This is a genomic window from Kitasatospora purpeofusca (assembly GCF_036010405.1).
Lineage (GTDB): Bacteria > Actinomycetota > Actinomycetes > Streptomycetales > Streptomycetaceae > Kitasatospora > Kitasatospora purpeofusca.
On sequence record NZ_CP108561.1, the window covers coordinates 4740781 to 4760997 of the forward strand.

A 20217-nucleotide genomic window follows, 5' to 3' on the forward strand; every position below is an offset into this window, starting at 1 on the left:
GAATGTCCAACGGGGCCACTGTCGGAATTCACGATCTGTCGTTCGCCACCACCGAGTTCGTGCTGCCGCACACCGCGCTCGCGGAGTACAACGGCACGCCGGTCGGCAAGTACCACACGGGCATCGGCCAGCGGTCGATGAGCGTGCCGGCCGCCGACGAGGACATCGTCACCCTGGGCGCGGCGGCGGCCGCGCCCATCGTCGCCCGGCACGGCACGGACGGGATCCGGACCCTGGTGTTCGCCACCGAGTCCTCGATCGACCAGGCGAAGGCGGCGGGCGTGTACGTCCACTCGCTGCTCGGCCTGCCGTCGGCGACCCGGGTGGTCGAGCTCAAGCAGGCCTGCTACGGGGCCACCGCCGCCCTGCAGTTCGCGCTCGGCCTGATCCACCGCGACCCGTCCCAGAAGGTCCTGGTGGTGGCGAGCGACGTCTCCAAGTACGAGCTGGACAGCCCCGGCGAGGCGACCCAGGGCGCGGCCGCCGTGGCGATGCTGGTCACCGCGGACCCGGCGCTGGTGCGGATCGAGGACCCCTCGGGCCTGTTCACCGCCGACGTGATGGACTTCTGGCGGCCGAACTACCGCGACGCGGCACTGGTCGACGGCCAGGAGTCCATCGGCGCCTACCTCCAGGCGGTGCAGGGCACCTGGAAGGACTACTCCGAGCAGGGCGGCCGGCCGCTGGAGGACTTCGGTGCCTTCTGCTACCACCAGCCGTTCACGAAGATGGCCTACAAGGCGCACCGGCACCTGCTGAACTCCGCCGGGCACGACACCGACGAGGCCGCCGTCGAGCGGGCCCTCGGGCGCACCACCGGGTACAACGCGGTGATCGGCAACAGCTACACCGCGTCGGTGTACCTGGGCCTGGCCGCGCTGCTCGACGACGCGGAGGACCTCGACGGGCAGGCGGTGGGCTTCCTCAGCTACGGCTCGGGCAGCGTCGCGGAGTTCTTCGCCGGGACGGTGGTGCCCGGCTACCGGGAGCACCTGCGGACGGAGGCGCACCGGGCGGCGGTCGAGCGGCGGCAGCCGATCGGCCACGACCGCTACCGCGAGCTGCACGAGTGGGGCTTCCCGACCGACGGCGGCGACCACCCGACCCCGGCCGGGACCACCGGGCCGTTCCGGCTGGCGGGCATCGCCGGGCACAAGCGGATCTACGAGAAGCGCTGACGACGGGCCGAGGGGCCGGGGGCTCTCCTGAGCGGAGAGCCCCCGGCCCCTCGGCCGGCGCTCCCGGCCGCTGTGCGCGGCCGGTTCCGGAGCTCCCGCGGGTCCGTTGACGGGCGGTGTTCCCGCCCGCCCGGCAATGGATCCGCGGGGTTGTGCCGCGCCGGGTCCGCACCCGGCGGCCGGTCAGGACCGGCGGCGCAGGGCGATCTCGGTGAGTTCCTGGATGTCGAACTCCGAGCGGCCCGGCGTGCCGTAGCGGGTGATCTTGCCGCGGCTGACCCACTTGCGGATGGTCGCCTCCGAGACGCCCGCGGCGAGCGCGGCCACGTTCGTCGGCACGAGCCGGTGTCTGGGCGGCCGGCTCAGACGGCCGCCGTTCGCGGCTGTTCCAAGAGGTGCCGTAGCGTGAGCCATTCGCGTATCCCCCATGAATGTCCGGACGAGCAGCCGACGCTGCTCCGTCCCCCGTTGTGGTGCTGCGGTGAGGCGTCGATCGTCCCGGGGCAGCCGTCCACCACGCAGGCCCTGGTGGGCACCGCGCGGTCGCCGGCCTCGGGGTCGATGGCGTTGAGCAGTTCGAGCCGCAGGTCCTCGATCTCGTCGGCGAAGTCGGCGGCCGGCGGCTGTGCGGTGAGCCAGTCCAGGTGGCGGTCGAGGAACCGGGTCAGGTGCGGCACCGAGCGGATCACCGCGGTGGTGCCGAGCCGCTCGGCGGCGAACCGCGACCAGGACTCCAGGATCGCCACGATGTTGTTGCGGGCGTCGATCGCGGACAGGTTCAGCCGGTCCCGGCGGCGGGTCCCGGAGACCCTGGTCGGGTTGCGCCGCCGGGGCTCGGTCTGGATGTGGTGCAGGCACTCCCGGTGCAGCTCCGGGAGGGCCCGCAGGGTGTGTTCCAACTGCCTGATGCACGGGCCGCAGAGGACGGACCCCGCGGCCGCGGGGACCTCCCGTCCGTGCTTCCTGGGACACGAGTGGATCTCCATCGAATCTCCTTCGTGCGCGCGTCCGGCACCCGGACTCCCTGCCCGACGGGTCAGTCGGTGGGAATCCAGTCCCGCCTGATGTGCGGGGTCTCGATGCCGAGCGACTTCATGTGCTCGATCGGGTTGGTGTACTCGCGGCTGGCGGCGATGAGGCCGTCCCGGAGCGTGAATCCGTGGATGAAGTGGTTGCGGTAGTGGCCCTCGGGATAGCCGGGGAAGCGGATGGTGCCCTCGCCGTCGCACTCGACCATGACCTGGCCCGGGTCCTGGGTCTCGTACACGTGGACGTCGAACCACCGCCAGTCGGGCAGGACTTCGAGCGAGAGCTCGTTGTGCCGCTTGAGCTTCTCCCGGCCGGTGACGACGATCGGCCGGCCGATGTCGGTGTAGAAGAGCGCTGCGGTGCCGTCCTCGGTGTAGAGGGTGTAACGGCGCAGCCGGGCCTCCGGGCCGGTCTCCAGGTACTGCTCGACGGCCCGGCGGTTGCGGGCGCGCAGGTCGTGGTGGTCGGTGAAGATCTGTGGCGAGGTCATGACATCTCCTCGGGAGGTAGGGCCGGTCGGGGTGCGCGGCGGGCCGCGCCGGGCGTCAGGGCTGCAGCCGGGTGACCCCCCAGCCGTCGGCGGTGCGGTCGTAGCGCAGCCGCTCGTGCAGCCGGTCGGTGCCGTCGGCCCAGAACTCCAGTGCGTCGGGGACGAGTTCGAAGGCCACGTAGGACGCGGGGCGGGGCAGCGGCTGCCCCGGCCGGCCCAGCTCCAGGGCCTTCGCCCGCAGCTCCTCGAAGTGGTCGAGGTCCTCCACCGGCCGGCTCTGCCGGGACACCGTGGTCATCGGGTGGGTGAACACCGCCCTGGCCGCCCACAGCTCCTCCGCCGTGGCGTCGGGCAGCTGCCGCACCGGGCCGGCCAGCACGACCTGCTGGCTGGTCTCGCGCCAGTACAGGACGCCGGACGCCCACGGGTTCTCCACCAGCTCCCGGCCCTTCTGGCTGTCGGCGTGGGTGGCGAAGACGATCCCGGCCTCGGTGATCCGGTTGATCACCAGGATCCGGGACGAACTGCGGCCCCGGGCGTCGGCGGTGGCCAGCGCGAGCGCGCGGGGCTCCCGCACGCCGTGCTCGGCCGCGGCCGCCAGCCAGGAGTTCAGCAGGCCCATCGGCTCGGCCGGCGGGTCGCGGAACTCCGGGAAGTCGAGCGCGACGGTCCCGGTCAGCGACTCGGACCGCTTCCGGTCGGCCGGTGCGGACGGCCCGGACTCCACAGGGTTGTGGGACTGGTCAGACATGCAGCACTCCTTCGATGGTGACGACGCCGTGGCCCGAGACCTCGACGCTGTCGACGCGGTCGCCCTCGCCGTGCACCAGCGCGCCCATCGGCGAGGGGCGGCCGATCTCGACGCCCTGGGTGATCTCGATCCGGCGCCCGTAGACGCCCAGGCCGTGCCGGGCCAGGTGGATGGCGATGGGACCGGCGGCGGAGCCGGTCGCGGCGTCCTCCACGACCCCGTACGCGGGCGAGAACATGCGGTTGCGCCAGGTGGTGCCGGAGCCGGCGATGCAGTTGGTCGCCATGTCCGGGAACCGGGCCAGCGCGCGGTGGTCCGGGTCCACCTTGGACAGCGCCTCGACGCTCTCGAAACCGACCAGGACGTGCCGCGGGCCGTTGCGGTAGATCTCCACCGGCAGCGTCGAGGAGCTCACCCCGAGCGCCCACAGCAGCTCCTCGGCCCGCTCGAACGGCTCCCAGACCGGCACCGGCTGGCGCATGCTGGTGGCGACGGTCCGGCCGTCCACCCGCTCCAGGTCGAACGGGATGACGCCCATCGCGGTCTCGATCCGCAGGCTGTCGGCCTCGGTGTGCCCGCCCAGCGCGATCGCCGTGCCGAGCAACGGGTGCCCCGCGAAAGGGAGTTCGTTCACCGGGGTGAAGATCCGCACATGGTGGTCCCCGCCCTGCTTGGGGGTGAGGACGAAGGTGCTCTCGGAGAGGTTCATCTCCCGGGCGATGCGCTGCATCTGCTCGCCGGACAGGTCGTCGGCCCCGAAGAAGACCGCCACCGGATTGCCGGTGAGGGGCCGGCGCGCGAACGCGTCGACGACGACGTACTTGTGCATGGGTCCTCCCGCTCTCGTCGTATCTCGTCATGGGGAATGCCGGCCGCGGCTCGGCGGCGGGGGCGGCTCGCGTCCCGGGCGCCGGGCGCGCGGGTGCGCCCCGGCCGGAGCACGCGGGTGCGCCTCGTTCGGACGGCGCGGGTGTGCTCGTTCGGACAGCGCGGTGCGCCGGGCCGTGTGCCGGATCGCGACGCGGCCACGGGCAGGGGGAGCCGGACCGGCACTCACGGGGGAGAGCGCCGGTCCGGCGGTCCTGGGGGCGGCCCGGCCGCCCGGCGGTGCCGGGCGGCGGGCGGCTCAGGCGGGGTCGGGGACCCGCGCCGGACCGAGCAGTCCGGACAGGGCGGTGGCCACGATCCGCGGCCCCTCCCTGGTGAGGACGGACTCGGGGTGGAACTGCAGCGAGGCGAAGCCGGGACCGCGCAGCGCGTGGACCTCCCCGCTCTCCGGGTCCCGGCTCACCAGGACCCGGCCCACGCCCTCGGCGGCGAACTCCTCCGCCTCGGCGACCAGGGCGAAGGTGTTGTAGAACCCGACCCGCTCGGCGCCGCCGAACAGGTCGATCGCCTTCTGCACGCCCTGGTTGGGCACGGTGCGGCGGCGGATCGGCAGCCCGAGCCGCAGCCCGAGCAGCTGGTGGCTGAGGCAGACCGCGAGGAACGGCCGGCGCTCGGCCAGCAGAGTGTCGAGCGCGGCCCGCAGGTGGCGCATCTTGGGATGCGCGGCCTCCTGCGGATCGCCCGGCCCCGGCCCCATCACGACCAGGTCGTGGCCCTCGAAGGCGTACTCCTCGTCGAACCGGCGGACCGTGACCCGCAGGCCCAGGGAGCGCAGCTCCTGGTCGATCATCGAGGTGAAGGTGTCCTCCGCGTCGATCACCAGCACGCTGCGCCCGGCCAGTTCGGGCCGGGCGGAGACCCGGGACGCGGTGTCGGCGAGCCAGAAGTCGGCGATGGAGTCGTTGCGCGACTCCAGCGCCCTGAGCACGCTCGGGTGGCCGGCGAAACGCTGCTGCTCCCCGCCGTCGAGCGCGGCGACCAGCCCGGCCGCCTTGGCCCGGGTCTCGGCCGCCTCCGACGCCGGGTCGGAGTGCCGGACGATGGTGGAGCCCACGGCGATGCCGATCCGGCCCCGCTCGGAGATGTCCGCGGTGCGGATCAGGATCGCGGTGTCCATGACCCGCTCCCCCGCCGCGTCCCGGCCGATCAGCGCGGCCACCCCGCTGTAGTAGCCGCGGCCGCCGGGCTCGTACCGGTGGATGATCCGGCAGGCGCTCTCCACCGGGCTGCCCGTCACGGTGGGCGCGAACATCGTCTCGCGCAGGATGTCCCGCACATCGCGATCGGTCCGGCCCTCGATCAGGTACTCGGTGTGCGCGAGCCGGGCCATCTCCTTGAGGTAGGGACCCACCGCCCGGCCGCCGTCCGGACAGATCCGGGCCATCATCTTGAGTTCCTCGTCGAGCACCATGTAGAGCTCGTCGGTCTCCTTGCGGTCCGCCAGGAACTCCAGCACTCCGGAGAGGGTCGGCCCGGACGGCGGGTAGCGGTAGGTGCCGCTGATCGGGTTCATCACCGCGGTGCCGTCGCGGAGGCTGACGTGCCGCTCGGGCGAGGCGCCGACCAGGGTCCGTTCCCCGGTGTGCACCAGGAAGGTCCAGTAGGCGCCGCTCTCCCGCTCCAGCAGCCGGCGGAACAGCGCCGGCGCGCTCAGCGGCCCGAAGTCGGTGATGTCGGCGACGAAGGTGCGCTTGATGACGAAGTTCGCGCCCTCGCCGGTGCCGATCATCTCCTTGACGATGCGGCCCACGACCTCGCCGTAGGCCTCGTCGTCGACGTCGAAGGCACCGCCGGCCAGCGGCGTCGGCACGTCCGGGATGCGGGCCAGCGCCCGCTCCAGCGGCAGCCGCTGCTGGCCGGTGACGGTCATCGCCACCAGCGGGGTCCCGTCGTCGGCGGCCTCGAAGCCGCGCTCGGCGAGCTGCCGGTAGGGGACCACCACGAGCACCTCGTGCCGGTCCCCGACGACGGGTGCCGCCGCGGCGGCCGCCGCCGAGCCGGGCAGCGGGATCCCGGCCAGCGTGGCGGGCAGCGCGACCGAGCCGGTCAGCACCTCCACCACCGGACCGGTGCCCCCGGCCGCACCGGGCCGGTGCAGCAGCGCGAAGGCCTCCGGCCGGCCCGCCAGCACCTCGGCGAGCAGGTCGGGACCGTCCTCGGGCCCGGGGGTCCCGGGCAGGTCGCGGGTCATCCGAACAGCCCCTTGACCGTGGTGACCCGGGCGCACCGCTCGGCGGCGTACTTCAGGGCGGAGCGGTGGTACTCGGCGGAGAAGTCCGCCGTGGCGTCGGCGACGAAGAACACCTGGATGTCGTTGGTGAAGGCTTCGATCGCGGTGGCCAGCACGCCCACGTGGGCGTAGACGCCGCAGAGCACCAGCTGGTCGCGGCGGGTGTCGCGCATCCGCTCCAGCAGGTCGGTCCGGAAGAAGGCGCTGTAGCGCCACTTGGTGAGCAGCCAGTCCTGCGGGGCCGGCGCCAGCGCGTCGACCACCTGGCGGTCCTCCGGGGCGGGGCGCATGCCGGGGCCCCAGAAGTCCTTGAGGAGGCCGCGCTGCTCGTCGGTCATGCCGCCCGGCTGGGCGGTGTAGGCGACCGGGACGCCCAGGCCGGCGCAGCGGTCGCGCAACCGCGCCGCGTTGCCGACGAGTTCGTTCCTGGTGCTCTCGGGGATGGACTCTAGGAAGTACCGCTGCATGTCGTGGACGAGGAGGACCGCGCGGTCCGCCTCGGCGGTCCAGGACACGGTGGCCGGCGGCAGCTCGCCCTCGGCCGGTAACGGGTACGACTGGATGGGGGGTATGCCGGTCATGGCTCCGGTTCTTTGCTTGATGCGCGGGCGTGAGTGGGGCGCGCAGAGCGGTGCGGAGGATGTGGCGCGGAGGACGCGGTGCGGGCCGACCGGTCAGACGGTCCAGGCCGACACCACGGCGACGGCCTGGGCCGGGTTGAGCCGGGGGTCGCAGCACGAGGTGTACCGGTCGCCGACGGAGCCGAGGTCGGCCTCGGTCGAGGCGCACTCGGTCACGTCGTCCGGGGTGGTCTCCAGGTGCAGCCCGCCGGCCACGCCGCCCGCGCCGCGCACGGCCTCGACGAACCGCGACACCTCCAGCGCCACCGTCTCCACCAGGCGCGTCTTGTACCCGCCGGGCGCCGTGACGGTGTTGCCGTGCACCGGGTCGCTGAGCCAGACCACGGGGTGGCCCGCGCCGCGGACCGCGTCGACGAGCTTCGGCAGCCGGTCCGCCACGTTCTCGGCGCCCATCCGCGCGATGAGCGTGAGCCGGCCCGGATCGCGCCACGGGTCGAGCTTCTCGCACAGCGCGAGCAGTTCGTCGGGCTCCATGCCGGGGCCGACCTTGCACGCCACCGGATTGGCCACCTGCGACAGCAGTGCGACGTGGGCGCCCTCGACCTGCCGGGTGCGCTCGCCGATCCACGGCCAGTGGGTGGAGCCGAGGAACAGCCGGCCCTTGTCGTCGACGCGCAGCATCGGCGCCTCGTAGTCGAGCAGCAGTGCCTCGTGGCTGGTCCACACGAGGGGCTCGACCACGTCGCGGCCGGCCGCGCGGTCGCGCCAGCCGAGGTGCTCGACGATGTCACCGGCCGCCATGTAGCCGGTGAGGATGCGCAGCGGATCGGGCCGGCGGATCTCCGGATCCGCCTCCGGTCCATTCACCATGTGCCCGCGGAAAACCGGAAGTTCGACCCCGTCGATGACTTCGGTGGGCTTGGAACGGGGCTTGGCGAACTGCCCCGCGATACGGCCCGCGCGCAGGACCGGCTTTCCGGTCCGCAGACCGAGGGTCCCTGCGAGCAGGTCGAGCAGCGCGGACTTCCGCGCCACATGTTGACGTGTGCACTCCTGCGGATCCTCGGCGCAGTCCCCGGACTGCAGCACGAGCGCTTCTCCGAGCGCGACTTTTCCCAGCAGGGTTCGCAAGGTCGCAAGGTCGTCCGGCTGGACCAGGGCAGGGCGAGAGGCAAGTGCCTCGCCCACCCGATTGACCTGGGGTAGGTCGCTCCATTCGGGTTGTTGCAACGCCCCGCGGATACGAATCTCCCGTATAACGTCTTCCACGACGTACTCCGATCCGGCGGTCTATTTATTGATTTCTCAGGTGGGTATTCCGGTCCGCTTGATCTCGGGGACCGGAATGCCCAGGGCACGCAGCTGCTGGAACGGATTCATGAACTCCCGCTGCAGCTTTATCCGCCCGTTCTCCAGTTCGAACGAGTGGATGAAGTGGTTCTCGTACCAGCCCTCGGGGTAATCACCGAAGAGGATCTTCCCGCGGCCGTCGCACTCGACCCAGAAGCGGTTCGGGTCCTGGGTCTCGAAGATCTCGACGTTGTACCACTCCCAGTCCGGGAAGCACTTGAGCGACCAGACGGCGTGCTCGCCGAGGCGGTCCCGGCCGTGCGTGGCCACCGGGGAACCGGTGTCGGTGGTCCACAGGCCGCCCACGCCGTCCTCGGTGAAGAGCTCGTGCCGGCTCAGCCGGTCCTGGCCGAGGGTCTTCATGTACCGCTCCACGACGGCCCGGTTGAGGCGGCGCAGCTCGGCCTCGTCGGTGAATCCCTGCGGGCTGACGGATTCAGGCACGGTGGTATCCCCTGTTTGTTATTCGGACGAGTGAATGAGCAAGCAAGCGATCTTGTTTGAATCCTGCCTCACAGGCAGATGTTTCCGCAACAGCGGCTTATGAACTAACTGTGAAGGTTCGGGCCCGGCGGGCCCGCCCCGGGCATGGCCGAAAACCGTCCGGGGATAAAAAAACGGTTGTTCTTCGACCGCACTTTTGAAAGCGGTGGGGCCAATGTTTTTCGGAATCCTTTGTTCCGTTGCCGGGCGCCCGCGCCGCGGTGCGGCGGCGCGGGCGCGGCAGGGACGCGATCCGGGCGCGGTCCGGCGAGTATCGGCCAACCGGACGTCCGGTCAGCCCACGGGCACGGCGGGCTCCCCCCGGTGGCTCGCGAGGTGGCCCCGGAGCGTGAAGCCGGGCGCGGCGGCCTCGACCGGGTTCAGCGGAACCCCCCGGTCCAGCAGCTGCCGGGACGCGAGGTGGTCGGTGGGCCGGTTGACCGACTCCACCGCCTGCAGCTCGCCGCCCCGGAACAGCAGCACCGAGAACGCGTCCGGGTCGTCGCCGAGCACCACCTGCGTGTCGTGGCCCTCGTCCAGGCCGGCGATCTGCACGGTCGTCGCGAACTGGTCGCTCCAGAACCACGGCAGCTCGCGGTAGCCCCGGCTCTCGCCGGTCAGCCGCGCGGCCACCAGCTCTGCGTGCCCCACCGCGTTCTGCACGGACTCCAGCCGCAGCCGGTTGCCCGAGCGCACCTGCGGGAACGCCGCGCAGTCGCCGATCGCCGAGATGTGCGGATCACTGGTCAGCAGGTGGGCGTCGACGACGATGCCACCGCTCACCCGCAGCCCGGCCGCGGCCGCGAGACCGGTGCGCGGGATCACGCCGATCCCCGCCAGCACCAGGTCGGCCGGCAGCCTGGTGCCGTCGGCCAGCTCCACCGCCGCGACCGCGCCCCGCTCGTCGCCGTGCAGGGCCGCGACACCCTGGCCGAAGACCAGCCGGGAGCCCTCCCGCCGGTGCAACCGGGTGAAGTGCTCGGCCGTGCGGGCCGAGACGGCCCTGGCCAGCGGGCGGTCGAGGGCCTCGACCACCGTCACCTCGCAGCCCGCCCGGCGGGCCGCGGCGGCGAACTCCAGTCCGATGAACCCGGCCCCGACCACCACCGCGTGCCGGGCCGCCCGGAGCGAGGTGCGCAGCGCGGCGGCGTCCTGCGCGGTGCGCAGGGTGTGCACGCCGCGCAGTCCGGCCCCCGGCACGCCGAGCGTCCGCGGGGTCGCCCCGGTGGCCAGCACCAGGTGGCCGTACTCGTACACCGAGCCGTCGGCCAGCCGGACCGTGCGGGCGGCCGGGTCGACCGCCGTCACCGAGCCCGCGACCAGTTCGATCGACTGCCGTGCGTAGTAGCTCACCGGCCGCAGCCAGAGCTGCGCCTCGTCCGCCTCCCCCTGGAGGTAGGCCTTGGACAGGGGCGGTTTTTCGTAGGGGAGTTCGTCCTCCGCGTCGATGAGGACGAGCCGTCCGCGGTAGCCGTGCTCACGCAGCGAGGCCGCCGTCTGGTAGCCGCCCTGGCCGGCGCCGACGACGACGACCGGGTCGGGGTGGGATCCCTCGGCCATCACTTCTGCCGCTCGGGAAGGTGCACGATCAGGCCGTCCAGCGCCTCGGTCACCGTGAGCTGACAGCTGAGGCGGCTGTTGGGACGGCGCGGGCAGGCGGTGAAGTCCAGCATCTCGTTCTCGTTCGGCTGGATCGGCTCCGGCTTGTCGGCCGTCGACTCGTCGACGTAGACGTGGCAGGTGGCGCACTGCAGATTCCCGCCGCACTGGGCGACGATGCCGTCGATGTCGTTGAAGACGGCCCCGCGCATGACGCTGGTGCCGGCCGGGACGTCGATCGTGCGCTCGGCCGCGTCCACGGCGACATACGTGATCTTGGGCATGACGGAACTCCTCGATGGCGCCCGGGCGCGCTCATGGGCACGCCGACACACGGCACCGGTCAAGTGGGTGAATGGAGGAAGGACGGCGCCGCCGGTGGTTGCCGCAGGAAACGTCGATCCTGCCAACCCGCCATCTCATACCGGCCATTCGGACACGCGAAGCCCTCGGCCAGGACACGGCAGCGCTTTGGAGCGTAGCAAAGGAGTCCGGAGCACGCCAGGATCGATCTTCGGTGCGCCGGCGCGGCTCAGACCGACTCCCGGCCCAGTCTCGGGTCCGGCCGACGGTGCGTCATGAGCGGCCTGCTGACGGTGAATTCACGGAACCGGCGGGCCGCGTCGGACAGGTAGGCGTCGCGGTTCCAGACCAGGTTGAGCACCCGGTAGCAGTTCGGCGCGGCCACGTGCACCCAGGCCACCGGGACGTGCGAGTCGGTGCCCGCCAGCCGGGACATCGCCGGGATCAGGCCGATGCCCAGCCCGGTGCTGATCATGTCCTGGCTGGCTCCCGGCTCGTCGCCCTCGCAGGACAGCCTCGGGGTGAGGCCCTCGGTCGCGAACAGCCGCTCCAGCAGCGCGCGTTGCCAGTTGCCCCGACGGGTGGTGACGAACGGCTCGTCGGCGATCTCGGCGATCGTCACGCTCTCCCGGCCGTCCAGCCAGTGCCCGCGTGGGACGGCCAGCAGCACCTCCTCCCGCAGCAGCTCCACCGAGTCCAGGTTGGCGGCGGTCAGCGGCTGCGAGGCGACACAGAAGTCCACCTCGCCGGCCCGCAGCTGACGGTCCATCTCCTCGACGTTCGACTGGAAGAGCCGCACCTCGGCGCCGGGGAAGGCGGCCCGGAAGCTGCCCATCAGATGGGCGACGGTCAGCAGGGTCTCGGAGGCGACGCCGACCCGGCCGAGCCCGGTCTCCCTGGCCTCGCGCAGCGCCCGGCGCCCGTCGTCGAGCTCGCTCAGCGCCCGGTCGACGTGCCGCAGGAACACCGCGCCGTACTGGTTGAGCCGGATCCGCCGGCCCAGCCGGTCGAAGAGCGGCGAGCCCAGCTCGGCCTCCAGCCGGGCGATGGTGCGGCTGAGCGAGGGCTGGGCGACGTTCAGCTCCTCGGCGGCCCGGCTGATGTGCTCGAAACGGGCGACGGCCTGGAAGTAGCGGAGTTGCAGCAAATCCACGGTTCACCTCTGCTCATGTCCTGCGGGTTATGCATACATAGCAAAACCGGTCTTGGAAGGCATAAGCACTCCTCCCCTAACGTCATCGGCGGGGTTCGTCGCGCAGGTGGCGGGCAGCGATGCCCGCCACCTGCACACGCGAGCGAGGAGCCCTCACCTTCCCAGCGTCCGCTCCCCGCGTCCGCTTCCCCGACTCCCTCATCCGTCCGCCGACCCGGAGGCCAACCGCCCCCCAGGAAGGTCGCATCATGAGCGCTGCGGATCTGGCCCGACTCCAGTTCGCGGCCACCACCAGCGTGCACTGGCTGTTCGTCATCCTCACCATGGGGCTGGTCCCCATCGTGGCGATCATGCACACCCGGGCCGCGTACACCCGCGACCTCGCCAAACGCGCGGTCCGGGAGCGCATGACTCGCTTCTGGGGCCAGCTCTACGTCATCAACTACGCGGTCGGCATCGTCACCGGCCTCGTCATGGAGTTCCAGTTCGGCCTCAGCTGGAGCGGACTGAGCAAGTTCGCGGGCAATGTCTTCGGCGCGCCACTGGCCCTGGAGACCCTGATCGCCTTCTTCGCCGAGTCCACCTTCCTCGGCATGTGGATCTTCGGCTGGGGCCGGATGCGGCGCGGCGTGCACGTCGCGCTGATCTGGCTGGTCGCGCTGACCGCCTACCTCTCGGCGTTCTGGATCCTGGTCGCCAACGGCTTCCTCCAGCACCCGGTCGGCTACGAGGTGCGCGACGGCGTCGCCTACCTGACCGACTTCTGGGCGCTGGTCACCAACGCCAACGCCCAGGTGGCCCTGCTCCACATCGCGCTCGCCGCGCTCACCACCGGCGGCATCTTCGTGGCCGGCATCAGCGCCTGGCACTTCGCCAAGGGAACCAAGGAGACCGAGCTCTTCCGGAGCTCGCTGCGCCTGGGCGTCTGGGTGAGCATGCTCTCCTCCTTCTTCGTCATCATCGTGGGCAACCTCCAGGTCCCGGTCATCGAGAAGACCCAGCCGGTCAAGGCCGCCATCCTGAGCGGCGGCGACCTCGCCGCGGCGCAGGCCCAGGAGGTCGCCGCGCACGGTCCCGGGGACTACCTGCCCTGGACGGCCTGGGTGAAGAACTCGATGGACCTGATGACCATCCTCGGCAACACGGTCTCGACCATCACCTTCATCGCCGTCTTCCTGCTGCTGAAGGACCTGCTGGTGCGCAAGCGCTGGCTCGCCTACCTGATGACCGCGATCATCCCGCTGCCCTTCATCGCCTCCGTCGGCGGCTGGGTGGTGCGCGAGGTCGGCCGCCAGCCCTGGCTGGTCTACGGCCAGTTGACCGTCGACGACGCCGTCTCGAACGTGAGCAAGGGCTCCCTGGTCGTGTCCTGCACGGTGTTCGTCGCCATCTTCCTCGCCCTCGCGGTGACCAACTGGACGCTGATCACCCGCTTCGCCCGCCGCGGCCCGGACGGCGCCCAGCTCGGCGCCGGCGACCCGCTCCCCGACGACCTGCCCGGCACGGGCGGCGCCGACGAGAAGCAGCCGGTCCCGGTCTTCTGAGCGGGCCGACCGCTCCCGGACCGAGACGAACTCCTCTGATGTGACGGAAGGTTGGGCTAAATGAGCCTGGAGACCCTCTGGCTGGCCCTCCTCGGCCTGCTGCTCGCCGGCTACTTCGTACTGGGCGGCTACGACTACGGCGCCCAGATGCTGTCCCCGTTCCTCGGCTCCGCCGACGCGGGGCCCCGGCCGGACACCGGCCCGGGCGCCGGAGCGGGTGCCGGACCCGGCACCGGCACCGGCACCGGACCGGACGGGCGGAACGCCGCGCTCGACGCGATCGCCCCGTTCTTCCTCGGCAACGAGGTCTGGCTGGTCGCCTTCGCGGGCGTGATGTTCGGCGCCTTCCCGCACCTGGAGGGCAGCCTGCTGTCCGGCCTCTACCCGCTGATCGTGGCGATCCTGGCCGGCCTGGTGCTCGGCAACGCCGCGATCCAGCTGCGCGGGCGCTCCCGCGGCGCGCGGGCGGTCAAGGTGTGGAACGCCCTGGTGGTCCTCGGCGGCGCGCTGCCCGCCGTGTGCTGGGGCATCGTGGTCGGCCTGCTGCTGCACGGCGTGCCCCGCCGGGCCGACGGCTCCTTCCACGTCGGCGCCGGCGAGGTGTTCGGGCCGTTCGCGCTGACCTGCGGGGTGGCCACCGCCCTGCTCTTCGCCGGGCACGGCGCGGCCTTCGTCGCGCTCCGCTCGGAGCCCGGGACCGCCGCCGCGGCCCGGCGCCTGGGCGCCACCCTGCTCGCCGCGGCGGGCGCCGCCGGAGCCCTGGCGCTGCTGCTCTCGGTGTTCGGGGCCGGTGCCTCGATGACCAGGACGGGGACCTCGGTGGTCCTGTTCGCCCTGGTCGTGGCGGCCCTCGCGGCCGGGTGGTGGTTCCTCGGCAAGGGCCGCGACACGCTCGCCTTCACCGCCACCTGCCTGGCGACCGCGCTGCCGGTGCTGCTGATCGGGGCCGGCCAGTACCCCTACCTGCTGTCGGCCTCCGCCGGCGGCGGGATCACCGTCGACGAGGCCGTCGCCGACGGGGCCACGCTGAAGGTGCTGATCGGCTTCGGCGTGGTGGTCGTCCCGCTGATCCTGCTCTACCAGGGCTGGAGCTGGTGGGCGTTCCGCGGCCGCACCGGCCGGCGCCACCCCAGCTACTTCTGACCGACCGCCGTCGGCCGGCAGCCCACCGCGGCGGCCGGCCGGCGGCGTCCGACCGCCTGGCGGACCACGGAGGGACCACGGGATGAAGCCGGCCGAACGCCGCCTGCGGCGCGAGATCCCGGCGCTCCGGCGCCACTTGACCATGTCCACCGTCCTCGCCCTGGCGGGCGCCGGGCTCGTCCTCGGCCAGGCCGAACTGCTGGCCGGCCTGCTCGCCGACGGCTTCGCCGGACGCGGCCGGTGGACCGGCCCGCTGGTCGCGCTCGGCACCGTCCTCGCCCTGCGCGCCCTGCTGGCCTGGGCCCGGGGCGCCCTCGCCCAGCGCGCCGCCGCCGCGACCAAACGGGACCTGCGCGACCGCCTCACCGCCCACCTGCGGGACACCGGCCCCCGGCGGCTGGCCGCCGGGCGGCACGGCGAGACCGCCACCCTGCTCACCCGGGGCCTCGACGCCCTCGACCCCTACCTCACGGGCTACCTGCCCACCATGGCCGCCACCGCCGTCGTCCCGCTGGTCGTGGTCGTCCGGCTCGGCCTCGCCGACTGGACCTCCGCGCTGATCGTGGTGATCACCCTGCCGCTGATCCCGGTGTTCGGCGCGCTCGTCGGCCTGCACACCGCCCGGCGCACCGCCCGGCAGTGGCGGCTGCTGGCCCGGCTGGGCGGCCACTTCCTGGACGTCGTCGCCGGGCTGCCCACCCTGCGCGCGTTCGGCCGCGAGCGGCACCAGACCAGGGTGGTGCGGGAGATGGCCGACGCCCACCGGCGGGCCACCATGCGCACCCTGCGGGTCGCCTTCCTCTCCTCCCTCGTCCTGGAGACGGTCGCCACCCTGTCCGTCGCGCTGGTCGCCGTCCCGGTCGGCCTGCGGCTGCTCGACGGCGCGCTCGACCTGCGCACCGCGCTGATCGTGCTGTTCCTCGCGCCGGAGGCCTATCTGCCGCTGCGCGCGGCGGGCGCGGCCTTCCACGACAGCGCCGAGGGCATCGCGGTGGCCGAGCGGGTCTTCACCCTCCTGGACGACACCGACGGCGCGGGAGGCACGGACGACACGGACGGCGCGGACGGTAAGAACGCCACGGACCCGGCCGCCGCACCGGCCGCCCGGCTCCTGGTCAGGGCCCCGGCCCCCGTCCCCGAGGCCCGCACCGCGCGGCTGGTCCTCGACGGCGTCACCGTCCACCACCCCGACCGCACCGAACCCGCCCTCGCCGACGTCTCGCTCACCGTCCACCCCGGCGAGCACCTCGCCCTGGTCGGCCCGAGCGGCGCCGGCAAGTCCACCCTGCTCGCCCTCCTCCTCGGCTTCGTCGCCCCCGGCGCGGGCCGGGTCCTGGTCGACGGCACCGACCTCGCCGCGCTCGACCCCGACGCCTGGCTCGCCCAGGTGGCCTGGGTCCCGCAGCGCCCGCACCTGTTCGCCACCTCCGTCGCCGACAACATCCGCCTCGGCCGCCCGGACGCCACCGACGCCGAGGTCCGGGCCGCCGCCCGGGCCGCCTGCGCCGACGGCTTCATAGCGGCGCTGCCGCAGGGGTACGACACCGTCCTCGGCGAGCACGGCGCCGGACTCTCCGCCGGCCAGCGCCAGCGCACCGCCCTGGCCCGCGCCTTCCTCAAGGACGCGCCCGTCCTGCTGCTCGACGAGCCCACCGCCCACCTGGACCCGGAGAGCGAGGCCGCCGTCACCCGGGCCACCGCCGAGCTGATGCGGGGGCGCACCGCGATCGTGGTCGCCCACCGGACCGGCCTGCTGCCGCACGCCGACCGGATCCTCACCGTCCGCGCCGGGACCGTCGAACCCGCCCCGTCCCGCCCGGCCGCCGCCGGGCTCGGCGGGCTGGTCCGCTCATGACCCGCCCGGCCCCCGCAGCCGCCGCACCCGCCGACGCCGTTCCCCCGGCCGTCCTCCCCGCGCCCCGCCCGCCCGCCCCCGGAGCTCCGATGCCCGACCCCGCCGCCTCCCGCTCCCACCCCACCTTCCGGCTGCTGCGCCTGCTGCTGCCGCACTGGCGCCGGCTGCTGCCCGCCGCGCTCGCCGCCGCCGGCAGCGAACTCAGCGGCGCCGCGCTGATGGCCACCGCCGCCTGGCTGATCACCCGCGCCGCGGAACAGCCGCCGATCGCCGCCGTCGCCGTCGCGATCGTCGCCGTCCGCGCCCTCGCCCTCGGCCGCGGCACCCTGCGCTACGCCGACCGCCTGCTCGGGCACGACGGCGTGCTGCGCGCCGTGGCCGACTTCCGCGCCCGGGTGTACGAGTCGCTCGTCCCGCTCGCCCCGGCCGGCACCCCCGCCTTCCGCGGCGGCGACCTGCTGACCCGTCTGGTCGACGACGTCGACGCCGCGCAGGACCTGCTGCTGCGGGTGCTGCTCCCGGTCACCGCCGCCGTCCTGGTCGCCGCGGCCGCCACCGGCACCGCGCTGGTGCTGCTCCCGGCGGCCGGGCTGCTGCTCGGCCTGCTGCTGGCCCTCGCCGGGCTCGTGGTGCCCGTCCTGGTGCTCGCTCTGTCCCGCCGGGACGGCCGCGCCGAGAAGACCGCGCGCGCCGAACTGGCCGCGCTCACCGTCGACCTGACCCGGGGTGCGGCCGACCTCGCCGCGTACGGCGCCCGGGGCCGCGCCCACGCCCGGACCTCGGCGGCCACCGCCCGGATCGCCGCCCTGGAGGAGCGCCGGGCGCTCACCACCTCGCTCGCCTCCGCCGTGGTCCTGCTGCTCCAGGCGGCGGCCACGGTCGGGGTCGCCTGGCTCGGCCTGCGCGCGCACGCCGACGGCCGGCTGTCCGCCGTCTGGCTCACCGTCCTCGCGGTGCTCGCCCTGGTCTCCTTCGACGCCCTCGCCGGCCTGCCCACCGCGGCCCGCCGGCTGGCCGACGTCTGGGCCTCGGCCCGCCGCCTCGCCGACCTGATGGACACCCCGGCCCCGGTCACCGACCCGGCCGACCCGGCCCCTCTCCCCCTGGACGGACCGCTCGGCGTGGAGATCTCGGGTCTGCGGGTGCGTCACCGCCCGGACGGTCCGGCCGTCCTGGACGGTGTGAGCCTGCGGCTGCCGCCCGGCCACCGGGTCGCGCTGGTCGGCGCCAGCGGCTCCGGCAAGTCCACCCTGATCGCGGCGCTGATGCGGTTCCTCCCCTACGAGGGCGGCAGCATCCGCGTCGGCGGGCGGGAACTGCGGGACTGCGCGGGCGCCGACGTCCGCCGGGCGATCACCGGCATGACCCAGGACGCCCATGTCTTCCACACCACCATCCGGGCCAATCTGCGGCTGGCCCGCCCCGACGCCACCGACGAGGAGCTCCGCGACGCGGCCCGCCGGGCCCGGCTGCTCGACTGGATCGACTCCCTCCCCGAGGGCTGGGAGACCATGCTGGGCGGGGACGGCGCCACCGTCTCCGGCGGTCAGCGCCGACGGCTGCTGCTCGCCCGCGCCCTGCTCGCGGACCCGCCGGTGCTGGTCCTGGACGAGCCGACCGAGGGCCTCGACCCGGACACCGCCGCCGCCGTCCTCGCCGATGTGCTCGACGCGACCCGGGGCCGCACCACGCTGCTGGTCACCCACGACCACGCCGCCCTGGACGCCGTCGACGAGGTGCTGACCCTGTGCGGCGGCCGGCTCGTGCCGGGCGCCGCACCGGCCGCGGCCGCGGCCGCGTTCTGACCCGCCCCGCCCGCCGGGGGGCGGGTGGGGCGCTGTCCGCGGTGTCCGGCTCCCGCGCGCACCCGGGCACCGCGCACCCGGGCCACTCGCACCCCGGCCGGTCACAGGCTCCGGGCGGCGATGTCGCCGTAGGAGGTGGTGGCGCCGATGTCGAGGACCGTGGCGCCGTCGTTGCGCAGGCTGTTGCTGATCCGGCCGTGGCCGGTGCCGGCGTCCAGGGCGGCGGAGGCCCCGGCCGCGGCGGCCACCTCGATGTCGCCGGACTCGGTGCGGAGCACCACCGCGCCGCGCACCGCCTCGGCGATCCGGATGGCACCCCGGGAGGTGCTGATCTCGGCCGGGCCGTTGAGCCGGCCGACCTCGACGTCGCCGTCGACCGCGGTCAGCCGCACGCTGTCGGCCTCGTCGATCTTGATCCGGCGGTAGGCGCCCCCGACGACGACGTCACCGAGGCGGCCGACGGCCCGGAACTCGGTGCTGTCGGAGGTCACCTCGATCCGGGAGCCGACGGGCACCTGGAGGGTGACCTCCACGGCGCCGGCGCCGACCAGCCGGCCGCCGGGCACGGTGTCGATCCGCAGGACACCGTCCTGGAAGCCGACGGCGGTCTGCTCGGCGGTGCGGACGTCGCGGCCCCGGCCGGACTCGGCGGGCAGCACCTCGACGGTGGCGTCGGCACGGTCGGCGGCGATCACCTGGACCCGGCCGGCCGGCAGGTTGACGACGGCGGTGACGGGGGTGGTGGTGGCGAACTTCTCCATGATGCCGATCTCCTGTGCTCTCTGTTGTCGTGCTGCTTTCTGACATCACGAACGCTACGTTGCGTTTGCGAATCCATCAATAGCCTTGTTGCGCAGAACTGCCATTTCCGCAGGCCAGAGAGTGAATATCGTTGCAACGAATCCCGTTTCAACGCAACGTCGCCGCGGTGGATCGTTGCATTGACGGTGCATGAACGCTATGCTTCGGCAGGCCGGGGACCAGACGAAGGGAGACCGCCGTGCCGGGAGGCAGACTCACCCAGCAGGAACGCCAGCAGATCGCACTCGGGGTGGCCGACGGGCTCGCCTACGCGGAGATCGCCAGGCGCCTCGACCGCCCCACCTCGACGGTCACCCGCGAGGTGATGCGCAACGGCGGCCCCGCCGCCTACCGCGCCGACGCGGCCCACCGCGCCACCGAGCGCCGCGCCCACCGGAGCCGTCAGGCCGCCCCCCGCGGGCCGCAGCCGCCCGAGCCGACCGCCCACGGGCGCGACCCGGAGGCCGTGCGCGCGTACGAGGAGGTGTTCACCACCCTGGTGATGCAGCAGGGCCTGCCCAGGATGATGGCCCGCGTCCTGACCTGCGTGTTCACCACCGACGAGGGCAGCGTCACCGCGGCCGAACTCGTCCGGCGCCTCCAGGTGAGCCCGGCGTCCGTCTCCAAGGCGGTCGCCTTCCTGGAGGCCCACGGCCTCGTCCGCCGCGAACGCGACGAGCGCCGCCGCGAGCGCTACGCCGTCGACGGCGACGTCTGGTACCAGTCGATGATCGCCGCCGCCCAGGCCCACGCCCGGTTCGCCGAGACCGCCCGGGAGGGCGTCGGCGTCCTCGGCACCGGCACCCCGGCGGCCGTCCGCCTGGAGAACATCGCGCGCTTCATGGACTTCGTCGGCGAGAGCATCAGCCGCTCCGCCGAACAGGCCCGCGACGTCCTCCACACCGGCGCGCTCCCGGCCTCGGCACCGGCCCCGTCACCGACCCCGGCGCCGGCCTCGAACCCGGCCTCCGCCCCGACCCACCCGGGTGATGGGATTTGACGCTCGTCTGACAAGGTGAAACACCGTCACCCGC

At 73.5% G+C, this 20217-nt stretch carries 19 protein-coding genes; 6 read left to right on the forward strand and 13 right to left on the reverse strand.

Annotated features, from left to right (window positions below; genetic code table 11):
• The first annotated feature begins 2 nt into the window (after positions 1–2).
• On the forward strand, positions 3–1178 hold the full coding sequence (locus OG715_RS20985) for a hydroxymethylglutaryl-CoA synthase (RefSeq protein WP_266270357.1): 1176 nt from the start codon (positions 3–5) through the stop codon (positions 1176–1178).
• 183 nt (positions 1179–1361) lie between these two features.
• Here the strand turns inward: OG715_RS20985 and OG715_RS20990 are convergent, their stop codons facing one another.
• The 12 genes from OG715_RS20990 to OG715_RS21045 all read right to left on the reverse strand — a co-directional run bounded on the left by OG715_RS20990 (position 1362) and on the right by OG715_RS21045 (position 12035).
• Positions 1362–1517: a hypothetical protein gene (locus tag OG715_RS20990; protein WP_157855447.1), complete on the reverse strand. Its 156-nt coding sequence runs from the start codon at positions 1515–1517 to the stop codon at positions 1362–1364.
• A 23-nt stretch (positions 1518–1540) separates the two neighbouring features.
• Complete coding sequence (locus OG715_RS20995; protein ID WP_266270359.1) at positions 1541–2164, reverse strand: hypothetical protein; 624 nt, start codon at positions 2162–2164, stop codon at positions 1541–1543.
• A gap of 50 nt (positions 2165–2214) precedes the next feature.
• Positions 2215–2697, reverse strand: a complete 483-nt coding sequence (locus OG715_RS21000) for a PhzA/PhzB family protein (RefSeq protein WP_030397798.1) — start codon at positions 2695–2697, stop codon at positions 2215–2217.
• Between the two features lie 55 nt (positions 2698–2752).
• Positions 2753–3448, reverse strand: a complete 696-nt coding sequence (gene phzG / locus OG715_RS21005; protein WP_266270361.1) for a phenazine biosynthesis FMN-dependent oxidase PhzG — start codon at positions 3446–3448, stop codon at positions 2753–2755.
• Positions 3441–4277 (reverse strand): PhzF family phenazine biosynthesis protein, encoded by an 837-nt coding sequence (locus OG715_RS21010; RefSeq protein WP_266270362.1) that lies wholly within the window; start codon positions 4275–4277, stop codon positions 3441–3443. Before OG715_RS21010 ends, phzG begins: the two co-directional genes overlap by 8 nt.
• A gap of 297 nt (positions 4278–4574) precedes the next feature.
• Positions 4575–6527 (reverse strand): anthranilate synthase family protein, encoded by a 1953-nt coding sequence (locus OG715_RS21015; RefSeq protein ID WP_266270363.1) that lies wholly within the window; start codon positions 6525–6527, stop codon positions 4575–4577.
• Positions 6524–7147 carry an isochorismatase family protein gene (locus OG715_RS21020; RefSeq protein ID WP_266270364.1) on the reverse strand — a complete coding sequence of 208 codons (624 nt, stop codon included), beginning with the start codon at positions 7145–7147 and terminating at the stop codon, positions 6524–6526. Before OG715_RS21020 ends, OG715_RS21015 begins: the two co-directional genes overlap by 4 nt.
• 93 nt (positions 7148–7240) lie before the next feature.
• Positions 7241–8416, reverse strand: a complete 1176-nt coding sequence (locus tag OG715_RS21025) for a 3-deoxy-7-phosphoheptulonate synthase (protein WP_266270365.1) — start codon at positions 8414–8416, stop codon at positions 7241–7243.
• A 36-nt stretch (positions 8417–8452) separates the two neighbouring features.
• A complete protein-coding gene (locus OG715_RS21030) occupies positions 8453–8941 on the reverse strand; it encodes a PhzA/PhzB family protein (RefSeq protein ID WP_266270366.1) in 489 nt (162 codons plus the stop codon).
• A 333-nt stretch (positions 8942–9274) separates the two neighbouring features.
• The gene (locus tag OG715_RS21035) at positions 9275–10540 is read right to left on the reverse strand and encodes an NAD(P)/FAD-dependent oxidoreductase (RefSeq protein ID WP_266270367.1); all 1266 of its coding nucleotides are present in this window, start codon (positions 10538–10540) and stop codon (positions 9275–9277) included.
• The gene (locus tag OG715_RS21040) at positions 10540–10863 is read right to left on the reverse strand and encodes a 2Fe-2S iron-sulfur cluster-binding protein (RefSeq protein ID WP_266270368.1); all 324 of its coding nucleotides are present in this window, start codon (positions 10861–10863) and stop codon (positions 10540–10542) included. The genes OG715_RS21035 and OG715_RS21040 overlap by 1 nt, the downstream gene beginning before the upstream one ends.
• 248 nt (positions 10864–11111) lie before the next feature.
• The gene (locus OG715_RS21045; RefSeq protein ID WP_266270369.1) at positions 11112–12035 is read right to left on the reverse strand and encodes a LysR family transcriptional regulator; all 924 of its coding nucleotides are present in this window, start codon (positions 12033–12035) and stop codon (positions 11112–11114) included.
• Between the two features lie 248 nt (positions 12036–12283).
• Between OG715_RS21045 and OG715_RS21050 the strand changes: the two genes are divergently transcribed.
• The 4 genes from OG715_RS21050 to cydC all read left to right on the forward strand — a co-directional run bounded on the left by OG715_RS21050 (position 12284) and on the right by cydC (position 18382).
• Positions 12284–13579 (forward strand): cytochrome ubiquinol oxidase subunit I, encoded by a 1296-nt coding sequence (locus tag OG715_RS21050; RefSeq protein ID WP_266270370.1) that lies wholly within the window; start codon positions 12284–12286, stop codon positions 13577–13579.
• Between the two features lie 60 nt (positions 13580–13639).
• Positions 13640–14722: a cytochrome d ubiquinol oxidase subunit II gene (locus tag OG715_RS21055; protein WP_266270372.1), complete on the forward strand. Its 1083-nt coding sequence runs from the start codon at positions 13640–13642 to the stop codon at positions 14720–14722.
• Between the two features lie 82 nt (positions 14723–14804).
• The gene (cydD, locus tag OG715_RS21060) at positions 14805–16577 is read left to right on the forward strand and encodes a thiol reductant ABC exporter subunit CydD (protein WP_266270373.1); all 1773 of its coding nucleotides are present in this window, start codon (positions 14805–14807) and stop codon (positions 16575–16577) included.
• Positions 16578–16666: 89 nt separating this feature from the next.
• Entirely contained in the window at positions 16667–18382 is a 1716-nt protein-coding gene (gene cydC, locus OG715_RS21065) for a thiol reductant ABC exporter subunit CydC (protein WP_266270374.1), read from the forward strand.
• A 101-nt stretch (positions 18383–18483) separates the two neighbouring features.
• Here cydC and OG715_RS21070 read toward each other — a convergent pair whose 3' ends face one another.
• Positions 18484–19143 carry a DUF4097 family beta strand repeat-containing protein gene (locus OG715_RS21070; RefSeq protein ID WP_266270376.1) on the reverse strand — a complete coding sequence of 220 codons (660 nt, stop codon included), beginning with the start codon at positions 19141–19143 and terminating at the stop codon, positions 18484–18486.
• A 239-nt stretch (positions 19144–19382) separates the two neighbouring features.
• Between OG715_RS21070 and OG715_RS21075 the strand changes: the two genes are divergently transcribed.
• Positions 19383–20183 carry a helix-turn-helix domain-containing protein gene (locus tag OG715_RS21075; RefSeq protein ID WP_266270377.1) on the forward strand — a complete coding sequence of 267 codons (801 nt, stop codon included), beginning with the start codon at positions 19383–19385 and terminating at the stop codon, positions 20181–20183.
• Positions 20184–20217 lie beyond the last annotated feature (34 nt).